Below are 21,048 nucleotides of genomic sequence, written 5' to 3'. Positions count from 1 at the left end.
AAAGGCTCTATTGAATAGAGCCTTTCGCCGATATCAAACCATTATGAAAAGCAGGCGCCCGGGGACGGAAAGGGAGTAAAACGCGCCCCTGGACGGTTGCTTATTCGCCTGCTGCGTCCTGGATCGTTTTGGCTGCATCATCCAGATTTTGGCCTGTGCTTAAATATTTGTGGGCCGCAATTTGGATCGTGTCGGATACTTTGCTGTACTTCGCGGATACCGGGCGGGCAATCGTCGTTTTCAATGCTTTTTGGAAGCCCGGCATGGTCAGCATTTTGTTTTGTTTTTGGACATCAGGATCATTCAGCAAATCATTATATCCCGGCAGGTAACCGCCTTTTGTGGACATAATCTTCTGCCCTTTTTTGCCGGCTACGAATTTTACAAACTCCCATGCGCCTTCTACATGTTTTGAGTTTTTGTTGATGCCGAGAAGCCAGCCGCCGACAGCGCCGCCGTTTGGAAGCGGGGCAATGCCAACATTTTTGATGTCCACTTTTACACCTTCTCCGCCAGCTTTAATGGTGCCATACTGGTACGGCCAGTTCCGCGCGAAGACAGATTTTCCTTGCGCAAAGCTGTCCAGCGTTTGTTGTTCCATATAGTTCAGCAAATCTTTTGGCGCCCATGCTGCTTTTGTAAATTGATACATCGTCTCAAGGCCGCCTTTGATATCTTTATAATGATTCGTGAATTCTGTCACATTGACGGTTAAGCCTTCATATTGTTTGGACTGATAAACAAAACCGTTTGTCGTTCCGTTTTTGCCGGCATATTTTGCAGCCATGTCCCCGAGTTCTTTATAGGTGTAGTCCCCGCTTTCGAGTTTCGCTGCATCTTCCTTGCTGACAATATCGGAACGGTAATACAGAATGCCGAGGTCCGGGAAGAATGGAAGCGTATATTGTTTCCCTTCATAGTTACCGGAAGCCATCGAACCGGCATTGAACTGTTCTTTCGTCAAATTAGCATCCATCATTTTCTTGTCAATCGGGACAAGGTATCCGGCACCTGCAAATTCGCCGCCCCACACAACGTCCATGGACATGATGTCATATTCGCTTGATCCGCTGGAGAGCGAAGTCAGCAATTGGTCGTGCATTTGTGCCGAGTCATTCGTCATTTGCACCCATTTCACCTGGTACTTTTTCGATTGTTTGTTAAAAGCCGCAATGACTGCTTTTGTCGCAGGTGTACTGTCATTTTGTGCCGCGAATTTTAACACAATCTTTTTTGAGGAACTGCCGCTTTTGCTTGATTTCGAGCTTGAATTGCTGCCGCATCCGGCCAGCACGCCGATAACAAGCGTAAGCGCTACCAAAATAACGCCCGCTTTTTTCCACATATGAAAGCCCCCTTTAGTTTTGATGATTACACTTGAATATTACCCTGTATGCGCATACAATGATATTAGAATCTTTAGATCTATAATAAAATTTTTAGGTATTGGGGCGGCTCCGATGAAACAGTCTGCCATCAGCAAATCCATTATAGAACGCTACCTTTCATACCGCGTTGAACACCAACGTGAATATTTTCTCCATCCGCCTTATATGATGGAAAAGCAGTTGTTGAATGCTGTAAAAGAAGGTAGAGTGGAAGCAGCCGAATCCGTTTTGAAAACTATCAATACGCTGGAGCGGGCTAAACTTGCGGAAGAACCGATCCGCTCGCTCCGTAATTCACTCATCTGTATTTGCACGCTGTTTACAAGGGCGGCGATCGAAGCGGGCGTGCCGCCGGAAACCGCTTTTAACATCAGCGATGCGCATATTCTGGAGATTGAAAGGTTAAAGACGCAGGAAAAGCTGTTTGAACTCGAGTACAGCATGCTGCGCAATTTTACGGAAGCCGTGCAGCAGGCAAGGAAACAAGAACATCGCTACAGCCATGCGATTCATATGGCTGTGGCATATATTCATGAAAATATTTTACAGGTGATCACGCTTGAATCGCTGGCGAAACATGTTTACCTGAATCCGAGCTACTTGTCCCACTTGTTTAAAAAAGAGACCGGCGTATCGGTGACGGATTATATAAATAAAAAGCGGATTGAAGAGTCGATTTATTTTTTGCTCCATACGAATATACCCATTTCTGAAATTGCGCTTCTGTTCCATTTTTGCAACCAAAGCTACTATACTTCGCTTTTTAAAAAATATATGGGGCTCACCCCAAAAGAATTCCGGGAGCAAAACCAGTACTAGTTTTGCTGGCATGTATCCGTTTTTTAACGGTCGGCCGGCGCTTCCTTGTGATTTTCCAATGTTTAACAAAACAACAGCACCGTTTCACGTCCGGATTTCCATCAAGTTTCATTTCTTAGCCCCCGTCTGCGGGGAACGCCAAAATTCCTCCGCATATCGCCCATGCTGCGGGTCTTCCCTTTTTGCCACAGGCGTTGGCGGAGCGGGGATTTGTAATTGCCGGCGGTGCACAGAACGTATATACTAAACATGGAAACATTTCACCGTGCTAAGGAGAAAACTGTTTTGAAAAAGGCATTTGGCAATATTGAATTGACCGTGATTACAGAAGAACAATTTTTGGACGAATTTGAGAGCCGGGTACACGAAGGAATTAAAACCAATGTGTTTTTTTTAAATGCGCACTGTTACAATATCGCCCAAACCGACCGTGACTACTACCGGATTATCAATGAAGCCGACTACCTGCTCAACGACGGGGTCGGGATTGAAATCGGCGCAAAACTGTTTGATATTCCGCTTGCCGGCAATTTAAACGGTACCGACTTGACGCCGAAAATATTAAAGCGCTGTGAAAAAAACGGCTTCTCCGTATTTGTGCTCGGCGCTACCGAAACGAATTTGAAAAGTGCAATCCAACATTTCCGCAGGGACTATCCCGGTTTGAAAATTGCCGGCGCCCATCACGGTTATTTTCAATCAAACCATGAGATTGTAGAGGCGATTAACCGCTCGCATGCCGATGTGCTGATCGTCGGAATGGGCGTGCCGCTCCAGGAAAAATTCATTGCCGGCTTCGATCGGGAACTTTTCTGCACGGCACGGCTCGGTGTCGGCGCTTTTATTGATTTTGCATCCGGAAACGTACCGCGTGCCCCGTATCTGTTCCGGAAATTGCGGATCGAGTGGCTGTTCCGGCTGTTGCGCGAACCGAAACGGCTGTGGAAGCGGAATGTCGGCAGCCTCATCTTTTTATGCCGGATTTTGCGATATAAATGGAAACATTCTTAGCTTCCTTTTTCCGGCGCGGAAAGGAACGGGGCGTGCAGGGCGGGAATTCAGACACGTGCCCAAAAAAAGAAGGGAATGCCCGGCACTTGCCGAACGATAAAAGATGTGCCAATTTTTGTTTTACAAAAGGGAAAAGCGGGTACGATAATGTAATCATTTGTAAAAGAAAGGTGAGAAATATGGAAATTGATATCAAACCCGCTGCACTCTCCCAATTTAAACAAATTGAATTTCAAGAAGGCGAAGGCATCCGGATTGAGGCGGTCTTTGTCGGGAGCTGTACAATTGCCGCTGAACATTCTTTGAAAATTGACCATAAACGGGAAGATGACGATTTGTTTAATGTTTATGGTATTCCGCTCCTTGTATCGAAGGCAAGCCAAAAACAGCTCGGTGAGAAAGTCATCATCGATTACAATCCGAATAAAGGGTACAAACTTTCTTCAGATCAGGAAGTTTACCAATACAATCTTGACTTGACAAGAGCCGAGTAAAAAGAGGTGCTTTGCATTGAAAGAAACTTTTCGTGCATTGGTCATGGAAAATGCATCACAGCCGGTACTCTCCGTACAGGAATGGGATACGGGCCGGCTGCCGGCAGCGGAAGTCACCGTAAAAGTCGCCTATTCAAGTGTCAATTACAAAGATGCGCTTGTTGGCGTGAAAGGGGACTTTGTCAAATCGTATCCGTTTATACCGGGGATTGATTTGGCTGGAACGGTGCTTGCATCCGCTGACAGCCGCTTTAAAGAAGGCGATGAAGTGATCGTCACAAGCTATAAGCTGGGCACCGGGCATTTCGGCGGATTCAGTGAAATGGCGCGCGTACCGGCTGCCTGGGTGGTACCGCTTCCGAAAGGGCTGACATTAAGAGAATCCATGATTTTAGGGACAGCCGGCTTTACGGCAGCGCTATCCGTGCAGAAACTGGAAGACCACGGGCTCAAACCGGGACAAGGGCCGGTGCTTGTTGCCGGGGCAAGCGGCGGTGTCGGCAGTGTCGCTGTCGATATTTTGGCAAAAAGGGGTTATGAAGTCACGGCCTCAACCGGGAAAAAAGAGGCACACGCTTATTTGAAACGGCTCGGTGCGGCCCGCATCCTCGACAGGGAAGCCGTTACAGACCATGAAGACCAGTCGATTCGCAAAAAAGAATGGGCAGCTGCAGTCGATCCTGTCGGCGGGAAAACGACACAATACATCATCAGCACCCTCCAGTACGGCGGAGCGGTGGCAACGAGCGGTCTTACCGGTGGAAGAGAAGTCACAACGACCGTAACGCCGTTTCTCGGGCGCGCTATCAGCTGGATCGGAATCGATTCTGTTTTTTGCCCGATGGATCTCCGGGTGAAAATTTGGGAAAAACTTGCCAGCGATTTTAAACCGGAACATTTGACAAGTGAAATTGTTCGGGAAATCAGCCTTGAGCAAGTCCCGGCCGCACTTTCGGATATTTTGGAAGGCAAGCTCCAGGGCCGGACAATTGTAAAAATGTAACAAAAAAGGATGCGTGGCACTCGCGCATCCTTTTTAACAACCGCAAAAAGCGCTGGTTGAATGGATAAGGGCACCGGCTGGCGTCTTGAGGCCATTCCGCCATTCCAGGGTTCACCTTTCCTTCGAATGTACCTCCATTACCAGCTGGCATGCTTGCGAGTCCGGGTTTTAACTTTCCGCCGGCTCTACATGCACAATGACCTCATATACTTCACAATCGCTGATCAGTGAATTCTCCACTTTTGTGGAAATGTCATGGGCATGACGCAAATCAAGAGACGGATCAACGCCGATGACAAGATCAATAACCGTATTGTTTCCGTACTGCCGCGCTTTAATATCCTTCACGCTTTGGACGCCGGCTACGCTTAATACTTTCGCTTTATAATTTTCCAGCTCCGACTCATCAAATCCGTCCGTTAAAAGATGGGAAGTATCGCGGAAAATTTCCCAGGCGGTTTTGCAAATCAATAAGCCGACAACAATCGCAGCCGCCGGGTCAAGCCACGGAAGATGGAACTGCGAACCGATGATGCCGATGCTCGCGCCGATACTCACCCAGGCATCGGACAAATTATCCATCGCGCTTGCCCGCACCGCCTGGCTGTTGATGCGTTTTGATAACCGTTTATTGTACAAATAGACAAAAAACATGACAACAGCACAAAGTAACCCGGTCCATGCCGCTGCCATATCCGGGGATTCGGATTTTCCATGCACAATCGAGAGAATGGCATCATAGAGCACCTGGATGCCGACCGCCACCATAATGAGAGAAGCAACCATGGAGGCGACGTTTTCCGCTTTCCAGTGCCCGTAAGGATGATCGCGGTCCGCCGGTTTCCGGGAGAGGCGGAGCCCGATCAGGACGGCGATCGAAGACAGGATGTCCGTAATATTGTTCAGCCCGTCTGCCTTCAGGGCGTTTGAATCCGTATAGAAGGCAATCACTAGTTTCAGCACCGACAGGCTTAAATAGGCTGCCATGCTGATCATAATGCCGTACTCGCCTAATTTTAAATTTTGGTATTTTTCTTCATTCATTGCTTTCACTTCCATTTGGTTTACTTCTCTATCATAACAATGAAGTGCAGGGTGGGTCTACAGCAACGTTTTTTCCGGCCGCTATAAAAGTTAGATGCGGGAAAATCCGCCTTCTCATGCATTAAGGTCTGGGATTTCAACAAATTTATGCTAATATGGAAATAGAAAATTTTTTACAGGAGGCCAACATGAGCACTGATTGGAAAACTTCTTATGAAAAATGGAACCGCTTTGCAGAGCTGGATGCCGCATTAAAAGCAGAACTATCCGGCGTAAGCGGGGATGAAAAAAATCTGGAAGACCGCTTTTATAAAAACCTTGAGTTCGGAACGGGCGGTATGCGCGGGGAACTGGGCGCCGGCACGAACCGCATGAATATTTATACAGTCCGGAAAGCATCAGAAGGGCTGGCAAACTTCATTCTCGACCAGGGGGAAGAAGCTATAAACCGTGGGGTCGCGATCGCCTACGATTCAAGGCGCAAATCGCCGGAGTTTGCCCTTGAAACCGCAAAAACGCTCGGCAAGCACGGGATCAAAGCCTATTTATTTGATTCCCTCCATCCGACGCCGCTTTTGTCATTTGCGGTCCGGTACTTGAACGCTTATGCCGGCGTTGTCATTACAGCGAGCCATAACCCGAAAGAATACAATGGTTACAAAGTTTACGGGCCGGATGGCGGGCAAATGCCGCCAAAAGAAGCGGACGAACTGACAGGCTATGTGAACCGTGTCGAAAATGAGCTGCTTGTCGAAGTCGGCGAAGAAAAGGATCTGATCGAAAAAGGCTTGCTCGTTTATATCGGCGAAAATGTAGACAAAGCTTACCAGGACCAGCTCATCAAACTCCGCCAAAACAAGGAAGTGATCAGCTCGGTTGCAGATTCTTTCAAAATCGTCTACACGCCGCTGCACGGGACAGGCAATCTCCCGGTCCGCCGCGGCCTTGAAAATTTCGGTTTTCAAAACGTCACCGTTGTAAAAGAACAGGAGCTGCCGGATTCCGAGTTCTCAACAGTAAAATCGCCAAATCCGGAAGAACATGCCGCTTTTGAACTTGCCATCCGCTACGGCGAAGAAATCGGCGCGGACATTTTGCTTGGCACCGACCCGGACACTGACCGTCTTGGCGTTGCCGTAAAAAACCATGAAGGAAAATACGAGGTTTTAACCGGCAACCAGACAGGTGCATTACTGCTCCATTATCTTTTAACACAAAAACAAAAGCAAGGGACATTGCCGGAAAATGGTATTGTCATCAAAACGATTGTAACGTCTGAAATCGGCCGCGATATTGCCCGGTCTTTCGGCATCCCGACCATCGACACTTTGACCGGTTTTAAATTCATCGGTGAAAAAATCAAAGAGTTTGAAAAAACCGGTGCCCATACTTTCTTATTTGGGTATGAAGAAAGCTACGGTTATTTAATCGGCGATTTTGTGCGCGATAAAGATGCGGTGCAGTCGGCAGTCCTTGCTGCTGAAGTGGCCGCTTACTATAAGTCGATGGGAAAAACATTGTATGAAGGCCTGCTCGACATTTTCGAACAGTACGGCTACTATAAGGAATCCTTAACATCGCTCACTTTGAAAGGAAAAGAAGGATCGGAAAAAATCGCCGGCATCCTTGCCAACTTCCGTGCCCATCCGTTAACAGAAGTGGCGGGCATCCCGGTATCCGCCCGCGAGGATTATCAATCACAACTGCGGACCAACGCGAAAACGGGAGAAACGTCAAAAATTGAACTGCCAAAGTCCAATGTGCTGAAATTTTTCCTTGAAGACGGTTCATGGTTCTGCATGCGCCCGTCCGGAACAGAACCGAAAGTGAAGTTCTACTTTGGTGTGAAAGCGGACAGTCTCGCGGAGAGCGAACAACGGAACAAACGCCTAAGCGATGAAGTGATGAATCTCGTAAACCGTATGCTTGAATAGTATTCATGGGGGTGCCCCGGGCGGATCTGACGTCCGGGGCGTTTTTTCGCGCTATTGCAGAATACTGCCGGACTACCGCAGCCCAGGCGGAACAACGCTCATTATCACCGGCCTGGCCATCTCTCCGGGACCGCCCGTATTGCTGCCGCCCCCGTATTTGTACCGGTCCTTCTTTCCCGTTTCATGCAGGTTCAGTACGATTTTCCCTTTCTGCAAAAGCAGGCGTAGCTTGCAGAAATTTACCGAAAAAATAAGCCTGATTTTTCTTTACTTTAAAAATAAGGCATGATATATTCTGGGCAGATGCACATTTTCGGCCGGGACGTATCTGTTTGATTCAACAGAGTCCGGCCAACCGGTCCGGTTTGCGGACTGTCACCAATTTTTCGAAAAAGATAACCGGCACAGCAGGGCCATATGCGAAAATCACGGTGAAAGCCGGCAAAACAACGACCGGAACCGGCAAGGCCGGTAAAAACGGGGAATTTGCGGCCAAGATACAACCGCAAAGCATCGGCAGAAAACTGTATGTCTATGCAACCGATGCAGCGCGCCATACAGGAAAGGCCGCAGCCACAACCGTAAAACCGCCGGCACCGTCCGCACAGGGCGTTAAAGCAGGCGCAACGAAAGTGACCGGAACTGCACTTAGCGGGTCCAAAGTCTATGTCAAAACCGGAAAAACGGCAATCGGCCATGCTGTTGCCGGAAAAAATGGCAGGTTCACCGTGAAAATCAAAAAGCAAAAGGCAGGCGCAAAATTGTCGTTGTATGCTGTTAAAAACGGCATTTGGAGCGACGCTAAAACGATTACGGTACAAAAATAGGAGAGCGGATCACTCCATTCAAAACGATATCGCTTTTCAAAAGGAGCATAACGTTTCAGGGCCAAAAAGGCCGGGAGCCGTCCCGGCTTTTTTGCTTATGATAAAGGGCAAATGCCATGCTTTTTTCTTCCGCGGAAACGGCTGAAAAGGGCGGCTTTTTTTGTTGTCCGTTGGAAGAAAAACGCCCAAAAAGGATGCAACATTTTTCTTACTCATGTAAAATGGAAAGAGCGAATAGGAGGCTTTGCCATTGCTCATGAAGAAAAAACAAAGCGCGTTGGTGCTTGCAGGTCTCTGCATCCTGTTTATGGCTGCCATGTTTCTTTTCTCCAGCCAGCCCTATAAGGAACAGGATATGCGGCCGGAACTGGAAAAGCTGGTACACCTCGATGCAAACACATTGCCGAAAATCGAATTTTATTACGGGGGTGCGCTTGTCACGTCAACGCTGCCGTATGATTTTATTGAATTCTGGATCCGGAAATCCTGCCATGTGGCGGAATATGCCGTCTGTACTTTGCTGATCCTTCTAACTTTGCGCACGGTTTTGGTTCCTGTCCGTTTTGCAGTCCCGGCCGGCTTTCTGGCAAGTTTTTTCTATGCCAATTTCGACGAATGGCATCAAAGTTTTGTCAGCGGCAGAACAGGGCATTTTATAGATGTCATCACTTTTGACAGCTTCGGAATCTTGATTGGCGTCTGTCTGTTTTTATGGTTTACGCGAAGGAAAAAATCCCGATAATGCTTAACGAACGGCATTTGTTTCTTTATAATAATCGTATTGAATATACAACAGGGAGTTCTAATCTATGAGCATATCTGTCAGATTTAAAAACGTTTCGAAAAAGTATAAAATGTACCGGAGCAATTCGGAAAAAATTCTCGACATCATTTTGCCGGGCGGTTATGGCGATGATTTTTACGCCCTGCAGAACATATCTTTTGAGGCGAGCAACGGGGATGTCATCGGCGTGATCGGCGTTAACGGCGCCGGCAAATCAACCTTGTCCAATCTGATTACCGGCATTATTCCGCCCACAACCGGAACGATTGAATTAAACGGCGAAACATCGCTGATTGCCATTAACTCCGGCTTAAACAATGAATTGTCAGGCCTTGAAAATATTGAACTGAAATGCCTGATGCTTGGGTTCACAAAAAAGCAGATTAAGGAGCTAACCCCGCAAATTATTGAATTTGCGGATATCGGGCAGTTCATTGACCAGCCTGTTAAAAAATATTCAAGCGGGATGAAGTCACGGCTCGGATTTGCCATCTCGGTCAACGTTGACCCTGATATTCTTGTCATTGACGAGGCGTTATCGGTCGGCGACCAGACATTTGCCGATAAATGTTTTGAGAAGATGAACGAATTTAAGGATGCGGGCAAAACGATCTTTTTCATCAGCCACTCCATGGGCCAGGTAAAGAAATTTTGCGAGAAAGCGATGTGGCTGGAAGCAGGGGAAATTAAGCAATACGGCGCGATTGATGATGTCCTGCCAAATTATGAAAAATTCCTGAAAGAATTCAAATCGTGGCCGAAAGAAAAACAGAAAAACTTCAAACAGATGATTCTCGAAAAACGGAGCAAAGAAAGAAAAGAAAAAGTGGCAGAATAAGGAGGCGGCTGCCCGGAATGCTTGTTGCGTGCTGGGCAGCCGCTTTTTGCTTACCGGGATTTTCGCTGGAAAACCGGGAGTGGCGGCTGAAGAACGATTCCAGCCAGGCAAAATGTTTTTCGTAAAAAAGATATCAAGAATTGACAGCGCTTACTTTAAAGCGGTATAGTGAAAATGTGCACATACTCACAATGGGAGGGAATCATAATGGCCAGCTTAGAAAATAAAATTGCAATTGTCACAGGCGGCGCTTCCGGAATCGGACTTGCAACCGCAAAAGCTTTTACGGAAAAAGGGGCGAAAGTGGTCATTTCCGATTACAACGAAGAAAGCGGCAAAGCGGTTGAAAAAGAACTCAAAGAAAAAGGGGCGGATGTTTGCTTTATTCGTGCCGATGCATCTGATGAACAGTCCGTCGCCGATCTTATCGCAGAAACCGTCAACCGGTACGGCAGAGTGGATATTATGGTGAATAATGCCGGCATTGGCGTCATGGCTACAACCCATGAACTGAGCTTTGAAGACTATCAAAAGGTTATTTCCGTCAATCAAAACGGTGTATTTTTCGGTTCGAAATATGCCATCCGTGAAATGTTGAAAACAGGCGGTGGCTGTATTGTCAATACATCCTCTATTTTAGGGTACGTCGGCGAACCGGGCGCTTTTGCCTACAATGCAAGCAAAGGTGCCGTCAACCTGATGACAAAGTCGCTGGCCCTTGAATATGCATCAAAAGGCATTCGCGTGAATGCAGTGAACCCGGGGTATGTTGAAACCGGTATGGTGAATAAGGAAGCACTCGGTGACTTTTATGACGGCCTGGTCGCAAGGCATCCGATCGGCCGGCTCGGGCGTGCGGATGAAATCGCCCATGCCATCGTATTCCTCAGTGAAAATGAATTTGTAACCGGCATTGCCCTGCTCGTGGACGGCGGTTATACAGCGCAATAAGTGCGGCATAACCAGCGCCAAAAGGCATCCATCCGGTCCGGGTTGATACCGGTTGATGCGTTCAAGCCATAAACCGGCCCTCGGGAAGAATCGCCGATTTGGCCGTATTTGCAAATGCGTCTGTCCGGACAAGCCATAAAAAAACCTGCATCCGCTAAAAGGATGCAGGTTTTTTGGTTAAAAGTGCATAACCCAGATGGTTCCGTAAACAACGACGATCGCAATGATGATGCTGTAGATCATATTGCTGACATTGATCTTTCCGTTTTCGCCTTCTTTGACGTGCATGAACATAAATAATTGCACGCCAGCCTGGAGGAAGGCAAACAATCCGATTGTCCAGATGATCGCCGTTTTAGAAAGGTTGGTATATAAAGCAACATACAGTGCCAAAAGGGTCAATACGATTGAAAGCAGAAAACCGATGACATGGCCGATCGGATATTTTGAATGATGCTCCATTATTTCATCAACCCTCCTAAATAAACGAAAGTGAAGATAAAGATCCAGACAACATCAAGGAAGTGCCAGTAAATACTTACAACGAAAAATTTGCGTGCCGTCATCGGCGTTAAACCACGGCGGATCAGTTGTATAATAATCGATATTCCCCATAAAATCCCGAGGGAAACGTGGCATCCGTGCGTTCCGAGCAATAAATAGAATGCGGAAAGGAATGCGCTTGTCGGCAGTGTTGCCCCATCATGAACGTACGTGACAAATTCATTGATTTCAAAGCCGACGAAAGTTAAACCGAGAAGAAGGGTAACGATAAACCAGCCGAGCATCGCGCCTTTATTCCGGTTGCGCATATTGAAGACGGCAATTCCGCATGTAAAACTGCTTGTCAAAAGGACAAAGGTTTCAATCAGGACACCTTTGAGCTCAAAGATGTCCTGCTGAACAGGCCCGCCTGCTGTTTGGTGCTGGAGTGTGAAATACGTTGCAAACAGCGTTGCAAACAAAGTGATTTCAGCCGCCAGGAAAACCCAGAAACCGAAAATGGTTAAACGGTCCTGATTGCGCTGGTATTCGAGTGGCAATGATGTATCCAAATGTTCGTCGCTCATCGTTTTACACCTCCTGCTCTTGTATTTTCTGTGCGAATGATTTCTTCTACACTGATATAGTGCCCTTTATCCGGGTCAAACGATCTCCACGCAAGGCAGCCGAGCATCATCAAACCGCCGAGAATGGCGAGCCACCACCAGGACCAGACAAGGCCGAAACCTGCAAGTCCCATCGATACAGCGGAGAAAAATGGCATTGCCGAGTTATTTGGCATATGGATCGGTTTGTACTCTTCATCCCGGTAAATCGGTGTGCCGTTTTCTTTGTATTCTGCGAACGCATCAAGTGTAGAGACAACCGGCTGTTTCGCAAAGTTATATTCCGGAACCGGTGTAGGGGTTGCCCAATCTAATGTGCGGCCATCCCAAGGATCACCGGTCGTGTCGCGAACGCCATGTTTAATGCTGTAAACAATGTTCCAAGCCAGGACGAGGAACCCAATCCCCATGATATAGGCACCTACTGTAGAGGCGAAGTTCCAACCTGTCCAGCCAAGTCCTGCTTCATACGTGTACATCCGGCGCGCCATTCCGTCGAGGCCGACAAAGAATTGCGGCAGGAAGCAAAGGTTAAAGCCGACCATCCACAACCAGAACGTAATTTTGCCCAGTTTTTCATTCAGCATATAGCCGAACATTTTCGGATACCAGTAGTGGAGCCCTGCGAAACATGCATAGGCGACTGCCGGAATCAATGTATAGTGGAAGTGGGCAATCAGGAAATATGAATTGTGATATTGATAGTCTGCTGCTGCCATGGAAAGCATAACACCCGTAACCCCGCCGATCAAAAATGTCGGGATAAAGGCAAGCGACCAAAGCATAGGCGTTGTTGTTCTAATTTTCCCTTTATGCAATGTAAAGATTTCGTTAAATAATTTGACACCCGTTGGTATCGCGATAATCATCGTTGAGATCGAGAAGAACGAGTTTACGACGGATGTGTTCCCCATTGTAAAGAAGTGGTGAACCCATGTGAAATAACTGAAGAATGCGATACCAGCCATCGCAACGACCATGGAGGCATATCCAAACAATCGTTTACCCGAGAATGTAGCGATAATGTCCGCGTAAATCCCAAGAGATGGCAGCAACACAATGTACACTTCCGGGTGGCCCCAGATCCAGAACAAGTTTGCCCATAACATCGGGCTGCCGCCTGAACCCATGGTAAAGAAGTGTGCGCCGAAAGTACGGTCAAACGTTACTTCTGCCAAAGCCACTGTCAAAACAGGGAAAGCAAAAAGCACGATGATAAAAGTAATCAAAGTAGACCATACGAACATCGGCATTTTCATTAATGTCATGCCCGGCGCCCTCATTTTCAGAATCGTGACAATGAAGTTCACGGCTGTTGCCAGTGTCCCGATCCCGGAAAGCTGCAGGCCCATTGCATAATAGTTGTTTCCGACACCTTTTGTAAATTCCGGGCCTGCAAGCGGGAAGTAGTTCGTCCAGCCGGCAGTAGGGGAACCCCCGATAATAAATGAAATATTAAAGAGGCACATCCCTGCAACCATTGCCCAGAAGCTGAATGCGTTCAAAAGCGGGAAGGCAACATCGCGCGCCCCGATTTGGAGCGGAACAGCAACGTTAATCAGGCCGAACAAAAACGGCATCGCCATAAATAAGATCATGACAACCCCGTGGGTCGTAAAGATCCCGTCATAATGGTTGGCATCAAGCAGATGCTGGTTCGGCAGTGCAAGCTGTGTTCTCATCATTAAAGCATCGACACCGCCGCGGAATAACATTAATACCGCAACGATAATGTACATAATCCCGATTTTTTTATGGTCAACGGTTGTCAGCCATTCTTTCCATAACCATTTCCATTTCTTGAAATAGGTTAGAGAAAAGATCACAGCGGCCGCGCCAAGTGCCATGCCAACTTCGGCGGCATATATGGCCGGTTCACCGGTGACGAAAAAATCACTAAGTTTCACACTGTTTTCCTCCTATTCCAATGATTATTTTCCGCCCATATCCATACCGGACATATCGTGGTGGTGATGGTGATTTTGTTTCTCACCTTTTTCCGATTCTTCATAATAGCTTTTTTGTTCATCCGGTTTATCCCATTTTAAATGGGTTCCCGTGTAAGTCTGTCTTCCTACGAGGCCTTCTTTTTTAATCAGTTTTTCATAATCCGATTTTTTCATTTGAGGCGCTCTGCTTTTGACTTCCTTCACCCACGCATTAAAATCTTTCGGTGTTTGGGCCAACACATCGAAGTCCATCTTTGCAAAGCCTTCCCCGTTGAAGTTTGCGTTTCTTCCTGTATATTCGCCAGGGTGGTCTGCAGCCAGAATCAGCCTCATCGTCATGTTCGGCATCGTATATTTCTGTCCGCCAAGTTCAGGGATCCAGAAAGATGCCATCGTACCGGATGATGTCAATTCGAAATTGATTGGCCGCCCAGCCGGGATGTTTACATAGTTAACGGTTTCAATGCCCTGTTCCGGATAACTGAAAATCCATTTCCATTCCGATGACGTGACATAAATCGTTAAAGGTTTTTCGCTTTTCATGGATTTTGGCGTTTCTTCAACCGAATAGTTTGCTTTAACGGTTGGAATGGCAATGGCGATAATAATCAGCACCGGGATAATGGTCCACACCGTTTCCAGCACTTTATGGCCGTGGATTTGCGGCGGTTTATAATCAGCCGGCAGACGCGACGCCCTGTATTTTATCACCATATAAAGATACAACCCAAGGACAACGACGAATACAAAGGCCATTAAGATGGATGAGTAAACAATCAAATGATATTGTTCCCGCGCCATTGGGCCTTGTGGGTCGAGCACTGCAATTTTGGTGTCACATCCGCCGAGCAAAAAGAGCGATGTGAGGGACAAAAGCAGCACCAGCTTCCAAGGTAGTTTCCTCAACACATTTTTTCTCTCCTTCCGGTTTGGTAAAATAGTGTACAAATAAAAGCAAATGAAAAAAAGGTGGTACTTTTATTTTTTCACCTTTATTATGGTGCTAACCTATTTTACAATAAAAAGATATAGATGTATTGTCTTTTACCCTTATTCCGCCATGTTTCATAAAAATTTCATAAAAAGTTCATATATTTTTCATAGATTTGTCAAATACTGGCATTATCCAGAAATAATTTACAACTTTGTGAAGGAATACGGTATTTAATATTTTGGAAAAGATTTCAAAACCATTCCGGGAGGAAAAGTGTTTTTAACGTATAATGTTAAGGGAAACAGAAAGGGGTTTTACGGATGATAAAAGCTGTGATTTTTGATTTCGACGGGCTGATTATGGATACGGAATCGGAACACTATGAAGCGCTTTGTGAAATTTTTCGCGGCTACAATTGCGAGATGCCGCTTGAACTATGGGGAAAGGGGGTAGGCACGCATTCGGGTTTTAAGCCGTTTAAATATCTTGAAGAGCAGATCAAAAAGCCGCTTGATACAGAAAAACTGGACCACGAGCTGGAGGAAATGTTTTTAAAACGGCTCGAAAAAGGCGCGGCCCGCGAAGGCGTGGAAGATTATTTAAAGTCGGCCAAGAACCTCGGGCTTAAAGTCGGACTGGCTTCAAGCTCTGACAGGAAATGGCTGCACCGCTATTTGCGCCAGCTTGGCCTTCTCGCTTATTTTGACTGCATCAAATCTTCCGATGACGTTGAAAAAGTCAAACCGGACCCTGCTTTGTATTTGAAAGCGGCCGGCTGTCTCGGCGTGGAACCGGAACAATGCCTCGTCTTCGAAGATTCGCCAAACGGGTCGCTTGCGGCAAAACGCGCCGGTATGGCATGCGTAGTCGTCCCGAACCGGGTAACAAAAGACCTCAAGTTCGGCGAGATTGACCACCGCCTCGGGTCAATGGCAGAAACGCCGCTTGAAGAAGTAATCCGGTTTATTGAAAGCCGTTGACAGAACAACCCGCTTCTGCATGCCGGAAGCGGGTTGTTTGTTTCCACTATTCCTTAGTCACCAGACAGATTTTCTTCCAGCATTTGCGTGACTTTTTCTTTTTCAGCATCTGACACCGCCAAATAATAGATCCCGTCAAAGTTGGCATCGGTGCCTTTTACTTCATACTCGGTAATGTTTTTGGCGGCATTCCGGTAATTTTTCTCAATCGTAAGCATGTCATTAAACGTCATATTTGTTTTGACATTGTCGCCAAGCGTATCAAGGATACTGCTGTATTTTGCCACAGAAGAAATGCTGGTTGCTTTCCGGATCAGCGCCTCGATCACTTTCCGCTGCCGTTTATTGCGGCCAAAATCGCCTTCCGGATCAAGATGGCGCATTCTGACATAGCCGAGCGCCTGGGCTCCGTTCAGATGAATTTCCCCTTTTTTGTAATGGTACCCTTTTTTATAGTACCCTTCGTCATGCCAGTCAATTGTGTTGTTGACGGTAATGCCGCCAACCGCATTGACCAGTTTTTTCAGGGCCTGCATGTTGATTTTCACATAATAATCCATTTGGATACCGGTAAAGTCCTCAACGGTCTGCAGTGCCATACTGGTTCCGCCATATGCATATGCAGCATTGATTTTGTCATAGGTGCCGCGTCCGGCGATCAGCGCCCTTGTATCGCGCGGGATGCTGACGAGCTGTGTCGTGCCTTTTTTCGGATTAATGGTCATCACAATGATGGCATCGGAACGGCCGGTGTCATTTGCACGTTCATCCACACCGAGCAGCAAAATGGAAATCGGCTGCCCGTTCTGGCTTGAGATGCTTTCATTTGAAGTGCCTGCCAGCGATTCATGCATTTTATTAGCCGCGGCTTTTGCCGAGTGATAAACATAATAGGCGTAGCCGCCACAGGCGATGACCAGGATCCCAATTAGGCTTAAAAAGGACATCAGGATTTTTTTCTTCATCGATGGCCCTCTCTTTTTTCGTCATATAATTGTTTATTATAGCATGATTCGCTACGCTTGAATATCCTTTTTTGTCGATTCCCATCATATCCCGGTTGTATCAGGCATGGCTGTGCTGCCGCTTTACAATCATCCGCATTTTGAAAAGAAAGCATTAAGAAAAATTTAAGTTTGCGCCCCATAATGAAGCCGGAAAGCAGAACAGATGGTTCCTGTTAAAATTGGAAAACAAAAAAGGAGAACATAATGATGAAGAAGTGGATATTGCAGCCGTTTTGATTGTTGCGGCCATCGGGGGAGGGCCGCTTTTCTATGTAAAAAGCAAGGCAGACCGTGCAGACGCAAGCACAAAGACAGTCCAGACGGCCACAGTGGAGAAAGGGATGGCCGTGCCCAGCATCTTCCGGCACAGCTTTCCGGCGGCCAGCAGCAGGTGAAATAGAGCGGCAAATGAGCAGCCGCTCTTTTAGCTGTTTTACATTTACCGGTCCCGGCTTATTACCCACTCATCCTTGGGCCCGTCCAGCTCCATTTTTTGCAATTCCAGCCTCATTTTTTCTGTTTCCAGCAGGAAGTTTTCGTTTTTCAGCTTTTCGAGCTCCAGTTCTTTCTCCAATATTTGCACCTTTATTTTTTCACGCGACTTAAAGAAATTTGTGACAATTGCGACAATTGGCACCGAAAAAATTAAAATGACTGAAATCAATCCGATGAAGTCATCCATTGGCCCACCCCCGGCATATTCTTAAACCCATTATACAATAAGTGCTGCATTCTTTTTACCATTTCCGTCAAAAAAGGGGGCTCCGCCAGCTTTTTCGGGGACAGCCCTTCAGAAAAACATCCGGAAAATGAGAAAAACCGCCGGGAAAAAATGATTTTCCCAACGGTTTTTTTGTTTTAAAAAGAGCTTTTGGGATTGCTATCAGCCTGTATTCCGGAGCCCTGCGGCGATGCCGTTGATCGTAAGCAGGACCTCCATCAGCAGGTGCCGGGCTTTTTCATCTTTGTTTTCGCGTTCACGCAGTTGCGAAATAAGATAGACCTGGAACAGGTTCAGCGGGTCGACATACGGGTTGCGGAGGCGCACTGATTCTTTAATGTTCGGCGTGTAATCCAGCAACTCTTTTTGGTCCGCAATCTTTAAAACCATTTCCTTCGTCAGTTCATATTCCGCTTTGATCAGGCCGAAAATCCGGCCGGCAACTTCAGGATCTTTCACCAGTCTCGTATACTCTTCAGCCGTGGAAAGCTCCGCCTTGATCAATGCCATTTGCAGGTTATTGATCGTTGCATGGAAGAACGGCCATGATGCATACATTTCCCGAAGCAACTTGAAATTGCCGGTTTCTTCCACATATTTGCTCAGGCCTGTCCCGGCTGCGTACCAGGCGGGAAGGAGCTGGCGGCTTTGCGTCCAGGAAAATACCCACGGAATGGCGCGCAAGTCTTCAAAACGGGCGCTCCCTTTCCGGCTCATCGGGCGGGAGCCGATGTTGAGTTCGCCGATCTCATTTAAAGGCGTGGCCTGCTTGAAATAGGAAAGGAAATCAGGGTCGCGAAAGACGAGTTCCTGATATTTTTCAAGCGCATATTCGGAAATTTTATCCATTGCCGTGACGGCTTCTTCGTTTGGCGTTTTGCCATTTTTCTCGTTCTGTTTTTGTTCTGTGATGGCACACATCATCGTGGATGTCGCCTGCTCAAGGCTCCGGTAGGCAATGTCGCGCAGCAAATAGCGCGATGACAGCACTTCGCCCTGCTCGGTGATTTTCACGCCGTCGCCAAGTGTAACCGGCGGCTGGGACAAAAGGCTTGAATAAAGCGGGCCGCCGCCGCGTCCGAGTGAACCGCCGCGCCCGTGGAAAAACTTCAGCTTAATGCCGTATTTGGCACCCATTTCGTGGATCTCTTTCTGTGCTTTGTACAGCTGCCAGTTCGCCGTCATCGTGCCGCCGTCTTTGCTGCCGTCGGAATAGCCGAGCATGACTTCCTGCAGATTGCCGCGCACCTTTAAATGGTTGCGGTAAATGGGCATTTGGAAAAGGGTTTCGAGCATTTTCGCGCCATTCCGCAAGTCTTCGATCGTTTCAAGAAGCGGGGCGATATGGATCTCACTTAAAATTTCGCCGTTCGGGTAGACGCGGTACAGGCCGGCTTCTTTCGCGAGCACGAGCACTTCCAGCACGTCGCTGACCGAATGTGCCATGCTGATCAAATATACCTGGATGGACCGTTCGCCAAATGTTTGGTGGGCGCGTTTGATCATCCGGAATGTATTGATGACTTCCTGCGTTTCCGGCGTAAAAGTATCATAGATTGAAATCATCGGCCGCGGGTCGTTTAGAGCCTTCAGGAGCACCGCGACTTTTTCATCTTCGGACAGATTTTTATAGTCCTTCGCAATATTGACGTTATAAAGCACCTCGGCAAGGGCCGATTCATGCTCGCCGCTATGGTTGCGGATATCGAGTGATGCCAGGTGGAAACCGAACAACTCGACCTGGCGGATGACTTTGCGGAGCAATTTAATCGGATGCCCGGCCGGATGGTGCTGGTTCACGCTGTCCCGGATCATATACAGATCGGCAAGGAGCTCCTCTGTGGAGTGATAGCCGCCATTGTTTTTCCCCACACATTCCAGTTTATGGATCATAATCGTCAGTTTTCTGCGGTAAATTTCATCTTTTGTCGGCCATAATTTTGCAGCCGGCATTGTATTTTCTTCGCTTTCCACAGACGCAAGCAGGGCATGGCTGGCGCTTATTTTTTTGGAAGAATGGCTGAGGAGCTCCCGGAGTGTTGTAAGCGACTTTTTATATTTTTCCAATACGAGTTCACGTTGCATTTCGAGCGTTTTCCAGGTGATGTCCGCGGTCACGTTCGGGTTTCCGTCCCGGTCGCCGCCGATCCACGAGCCAAAATGAAGATAGGAAGGGACTTTAAATCGCTGTCCGTACGATTCGTGCAGATAGTCTTCCAAGTCTTCGTGTATGCGCGGCAGCACGTCGAACAGGACATTGTCGAAATAGTAAAGCCCGTTTTTCACTTCGTCGAGAACGGACGGTTTTTTCTCGCGGATTTCGGAACTTTGCCATAAAATGGTAATCTCATTCAAAATCGTTTCTTCAATGACTTTTTTCTCGTAACGGGTGTTTGCATATTCGAGCGCTTTTAAAAGATCTGCAATGCGTTTGTGGATTTGCAGAATGGTCCGCCTTGTTGCTTCTGTCGGGTGTGCCGTGATAATCAGTTCAAGCGATAAGCTGTTCAGCAGTTCTGCAACCATTTCAGCCGGCACTTTTTCTTTCCGCAGCGTTTCGATGCCATCTTCAAGTGAACGCGGTTGAACCTGGTCTGTATCTTCCGATTGGTACTCCCGCCGGCGCTTAATCCTAAAATTTTGCTCGGTAATATTAAATAATTGCAGATAGGTAGAGAAGGCGCGGATGACTTCCTGGCGTTCTGGCGAATTCAGATCTGTAATTTCTTTTTTTAATTGAAGGTAGAAAGCCTCATCGCCTGTTTCCCTCGCTTTTTGTGCCAGGGAGCGAATATTTTGGATCGTTTTGAGCAATGCTTCGCCGCCTTCAAATAGGATCACTTTATCCAGCAGCCCGGCGAGAAAATCCATGTCTGCCTGCAGTGCCATCCGGGGTGCTTTCTTTTCATCAATTTGATGCAAGGATAATCGCTCCTTTCATTTGGTAGAAAAATGCACAAAGAAAATGATACTTATTATTATACTTGTAAAATGAAAAAAGTCTAATACTTTATAAAATTAAAAAACAGCAAAGGAACATTCCCTACATAGAAGGATAAATTAAGGATAAAATGCGAACAATTAAAAGTCAACGGTAAATATCATTCGTGTTTTTTGCGGGGCAAGTACCGGGGATGGGAAGAAAAGAATTGGCGGTGAAACCGTTTTTTTCTTCTTTAATAATAAATTAAGAAATCGTTGTTAGAGTACAAATAAAGCAGCCGGTATGAAGAGAAAAGGAGATGCTTTCTTTGA

20 protein-coding genes are annotated in these 21,048 nt (G+C 47.1%); 11 read left to right on the top strand and 9 right to left on the bottom strand.

Annotated features, from left to right (window positions below; genetic code table 11):
* Positions 1 to 100: 100 nt before the first annotated feature.
* Positions 101 to 1,345, bottom strand: coding sequence for an extracellular solute-binding protein (locus tag NFR98_RS02880; protein WP_251459656.1), 1,245 nt, complete (start codon positions 1,343 to 1,345; stop codon positions 101 to 103).
* Between the two features lie 115 nt (positions 1,346 to 1,460).
* Between NFR98_RS02880 and NFR98_RS02875 the strand changes: the two genes are divergently transcribed.
* From NFR98_RS02875 to NFR98_RS02860, 4 genes are all read left to right on the top strand, one after another.
* The gene (locus NFR98_RS02875) at positions 1,461 to 2,207 is read left to right on the top strand and encodes an AraC family transcriptional regulator (RefSeq protein WP_061565663.1); all 747 of its coding nucleotides are present in this window, start codon (positions 1,461 to 1,463) and stop codon (positions 2,205 to 2,207) included.
* A gap of 285 nt (positions 2,208 to 2,492) precedes the next feature.
* The gene (locus NFR98_RS02870) at positions 2,493 to 3,218 is read left to right on the top strand and encodes a WecB/TagA/CpsF family glycosyltransferase (RefSeq protein ID WP_251459654.1); all 726 of its coding nucleotides are present in this window, start codon (positions 2,493 to 2,495) and stop codon (positions 3,216 to 3,218) included.
* Positions 3,219 to 3,397: 179 nt separating this feature from the next.
* Positions 3,398 to 3,712 (top strand): iron-sulfur cluster biosynthesis family protein, encoded by a 315-nt coding sequence (locus NFR98_RS02865; RefSeq protein WP_014096042.1) that lies wholly within the window; start codon positions 3,398 to 3,400, stop codon positions 3,710 to 3,712.
* A 16-nt stretch (positions 3,713 to 3,728) separates the two neighbouring features.
* Positions 3,729 to 4,715 (top strand): acrylyl-CoA reductase family protein, encoded by a 987-nt coding sequence (locus tag NFR98_RS02860; protein WP_251459652.1) that lies wholly within the window; start codon positions 3,729 to 3,731, stop codon positions 4,713 to 4,715.
* Between the two features lie 168 nt (positions 4,716 to 4,883).
* Here the strand turns inward: NFR98_RS02860 and NFR98_RS02855 are convergent, their stop codons facing one another.
* A complete protein-coding gene (locus tag NFR98_RS02855) occupies positions 4,884 to 5,759 on the bottom strand; it encodes a cation diffusion facilitator family transporter (protein WP_437184213.1) in 876 nt (291 codons plus the stop codon).
* A gap of 188 nt (positions 5,760 to 5,947) precedes the next feature.
* On the opposite strand from NFR98_RS02855, the gene NFR98_RS02850 reads away from it, so the two are divergent.
* The 5 genes from NFR98_RS02850 (at position 5,948) to NFR98_RS02830 (ending at position 11,093) form a co-directional block, all read left to right on the top strand.
* A complete protein-coding gene (locus tag NFR98_RS02850; protein ID WP_013858464.1) occupies positions 5,948 to 7,693 on the top strand; it encodes a phospho-sugar mutase in 1,746 nt (581 codons plus the stop codon).
* A 332-nt stretch (positions 7,694 to 8,025) separates the two neighbouring features.
* Positions 8,026 to 8,520, top strand: coding sequence for an Ig-like domain-containing protein (locus NFR98_RS02845; protein ID WP_041818751.1), 495 nt, complete (start codon positions 8,026 to 8,028; stop codon positions 8,518 to 8,520).
* Positions 8,521 to 8,776: 256 nt separating this feature from the next.
* Positions 8,777 to 9,262, top strand: coding sequence for a VanZ family protein (locus NFR98_RS02840; protein WP_061566515.1), 486 nt, complete (start codon positions 8,777 to 8,779; stop codon positions 9,260 to 9,262).
* A 67-nt stretch (positions 9,263 to 9,329) separates the two neighbouring features.
* On the top strand, positions 9,330 to 10,142 hold the full coding sequence (gene tagH / locus NFR98_RS02835) for a teichoic acids export ABC transporter ATP-binding subunit TagH (protein ID WP_017553876.1): 813 nt from the start codon (positions 9,330 to 9,332) through the stop codon (positions 10,140 to 10,142).
* 207 nt (positions 10,143 to 10,349) lie between these two features.
* A complete protein-coding gene (locus NFR98_RS02830; RefSeq protein ID WP_251459648.1) occupies positions 10,350 to 11,093 on the top strand; it encodes an SDR family NAD(P)-dependent oxidoreductase in 744 nt (247 codons plus the stop codon).
* A gap of 177 nt (positions 11,094 to 11,270) precedes the next feature.
* Here NFR98_RS02830 and qoxD read toward each other — a convergent pair whose 3' ends face one another.
* From qoxD to qoxA, 4 genes are read right to left on the bottom strand one after another with little or no spacing between them, the layout of a single operon-like run.
* A complete protein-coding gene (gene qoxD, locus NFR98_RS02825; RefSeq protein ID WP_251459646.1) occupies positions 11,271 to 11,555 on the bottom strand; it encodes a cytochrome aa3 quinol oxidase subunit IV in 285 nt (94 codons plus the stop codon).
* Positions 11,555 to 12,163 carry a cytochrome aa3 quinol oxidase subunit III gene (qoxC, locus tag NFR98_RS02820; RefSeq protein ID WP_251459644.1) on the bottom strand — a complete coding sequence of 203 codons (609 nt, stop codon included), beginning with the start codon at positions 12,161 to 12,163 and terminating at the stop codon, positions 11,555 to 11,557. Before qoxC ends, qoxD begins: the two co-directional genes overlap by 1 nt.
* A complete protein-coding gene (gene qoxB / locus NFR98_RS02815; RefSeq protein WP_251459642.1) occupies positions 12,160 to 14,109 on the bottom strand; it encodes a cytochrome aa3 quinol oxidase subunit I in 1,950 nt (649 codons plus the stop codon). Before qoxB ends, qoxC begins: the two co-directional genes overlap by 4 nt.
* Before the next feature lie 24 nt (positions 14,110 to 14,133).
* On the bottom strand, positions 14,134 to 15,060 hold the full coding sequence (gene qoxA, locus NFR98_RS02810; RefSeq protein ID WP_029713784.1) for a cytochrome aa3 quinol oxidase subunit II: 927 nt from the start codon (positions 15,058 to 15,060) through the stop codon (positions 14,134 to 14,136).
* Positions 15,061 to 15,405: 345 nt separating this feature from the next.
* On the opposite strand from qoxA, the gene NFR98_RS02805 reads away from it, so the two are divergent.
* Positions 15,406 to 16,065: an HAD family hydrolase gene (locus NFR98_RS02805; RefSeq protein ID WP_035189428.1), complete on the top strand. Its 660-nt coding sequence runs from the start codon at positions 15,406 to 15,408 to the stop codon at positions 16,063 to 16,065.
* Positions 16,066 to 16,118: 53 nt separating this feature from the next.
* Here the strand turns inward: NFR98_RS02805 and NFR98_RS02800 are convergent, their stop codons facing one another.
* A complete protein-coding gene (locus NFR98_RS02800; protein ID WP_251459640.1) occupies positions 16,119 to 17,030 on the bottom strand; it encodes an LCP family glycopolymer transferase in 912 nt (303 codons plus the stop codon).
* 221 nt (positions 17,031 to 17,251) lie between these two features.
* Between NFR98_RS02800 and NFR98_RS02795 the strand changes: the two genes are divergently transcribed.
* Positions 17,252 to 17,467 carry a hypothetical protein gene (locus NFR98_RS02795; protein ID WP_046721203.1) on the top strand — a complete coding sequence of 72 codons (216 nt, stop codon included), beginning with the start codon at positions 17,252 to 17,254 and terminating at the stop codon, positions 17,465 to 17,467.
* 44 nt (positions 17,468 to 17,511) lie between these two features.
* Here the strand turns inward: NFR98_RS02795 and NFR98_RS02790 are convergent, their stop codons facing one another.
* The gene (locus NFR98_RS02790) at positions 17,512 to 17,754 is read right to left on the bottom strand and encodes a hypothetical protein (RefSeq protein ID WP_046721204.1); all 243 of its coding nucleotides are present in this window, start codon (positions 17,752 to 17,754) and stop codon (positions 17,512 to 17,514) included.
* 201 nt (positions 17,755 to 17,955) lie between these two features.
* Positions 17,956 to 20,664: a phosphoenolpyruvate carboxylase gene (gene ppc, locus NFR98_RS02785; RefSeq protein WP_437184212.1), complete on the bottom strand. Its 2,709-nt coding sequence runs from the start codon at positions 20,662 to 20,664 to the stop codon at positions 17,956 to 17,958.
* Positions 20,665 to 21,048: the final 384 nt, after the last annotated feature.

The sequence above is a fragment of the Weizmannia agrestimuris genome (assembly GCF_943193165.1).
GTDB lineage: Bacteria > Bacillota > Bacilli > Bacillales > Bacillaceae_C > Weizmannia > Weizmannia faecalis.
Note: the sequence above shows the minus strand (reverse complement) of the source record. Positions and strands in the feature narration are given on the sequence as shown.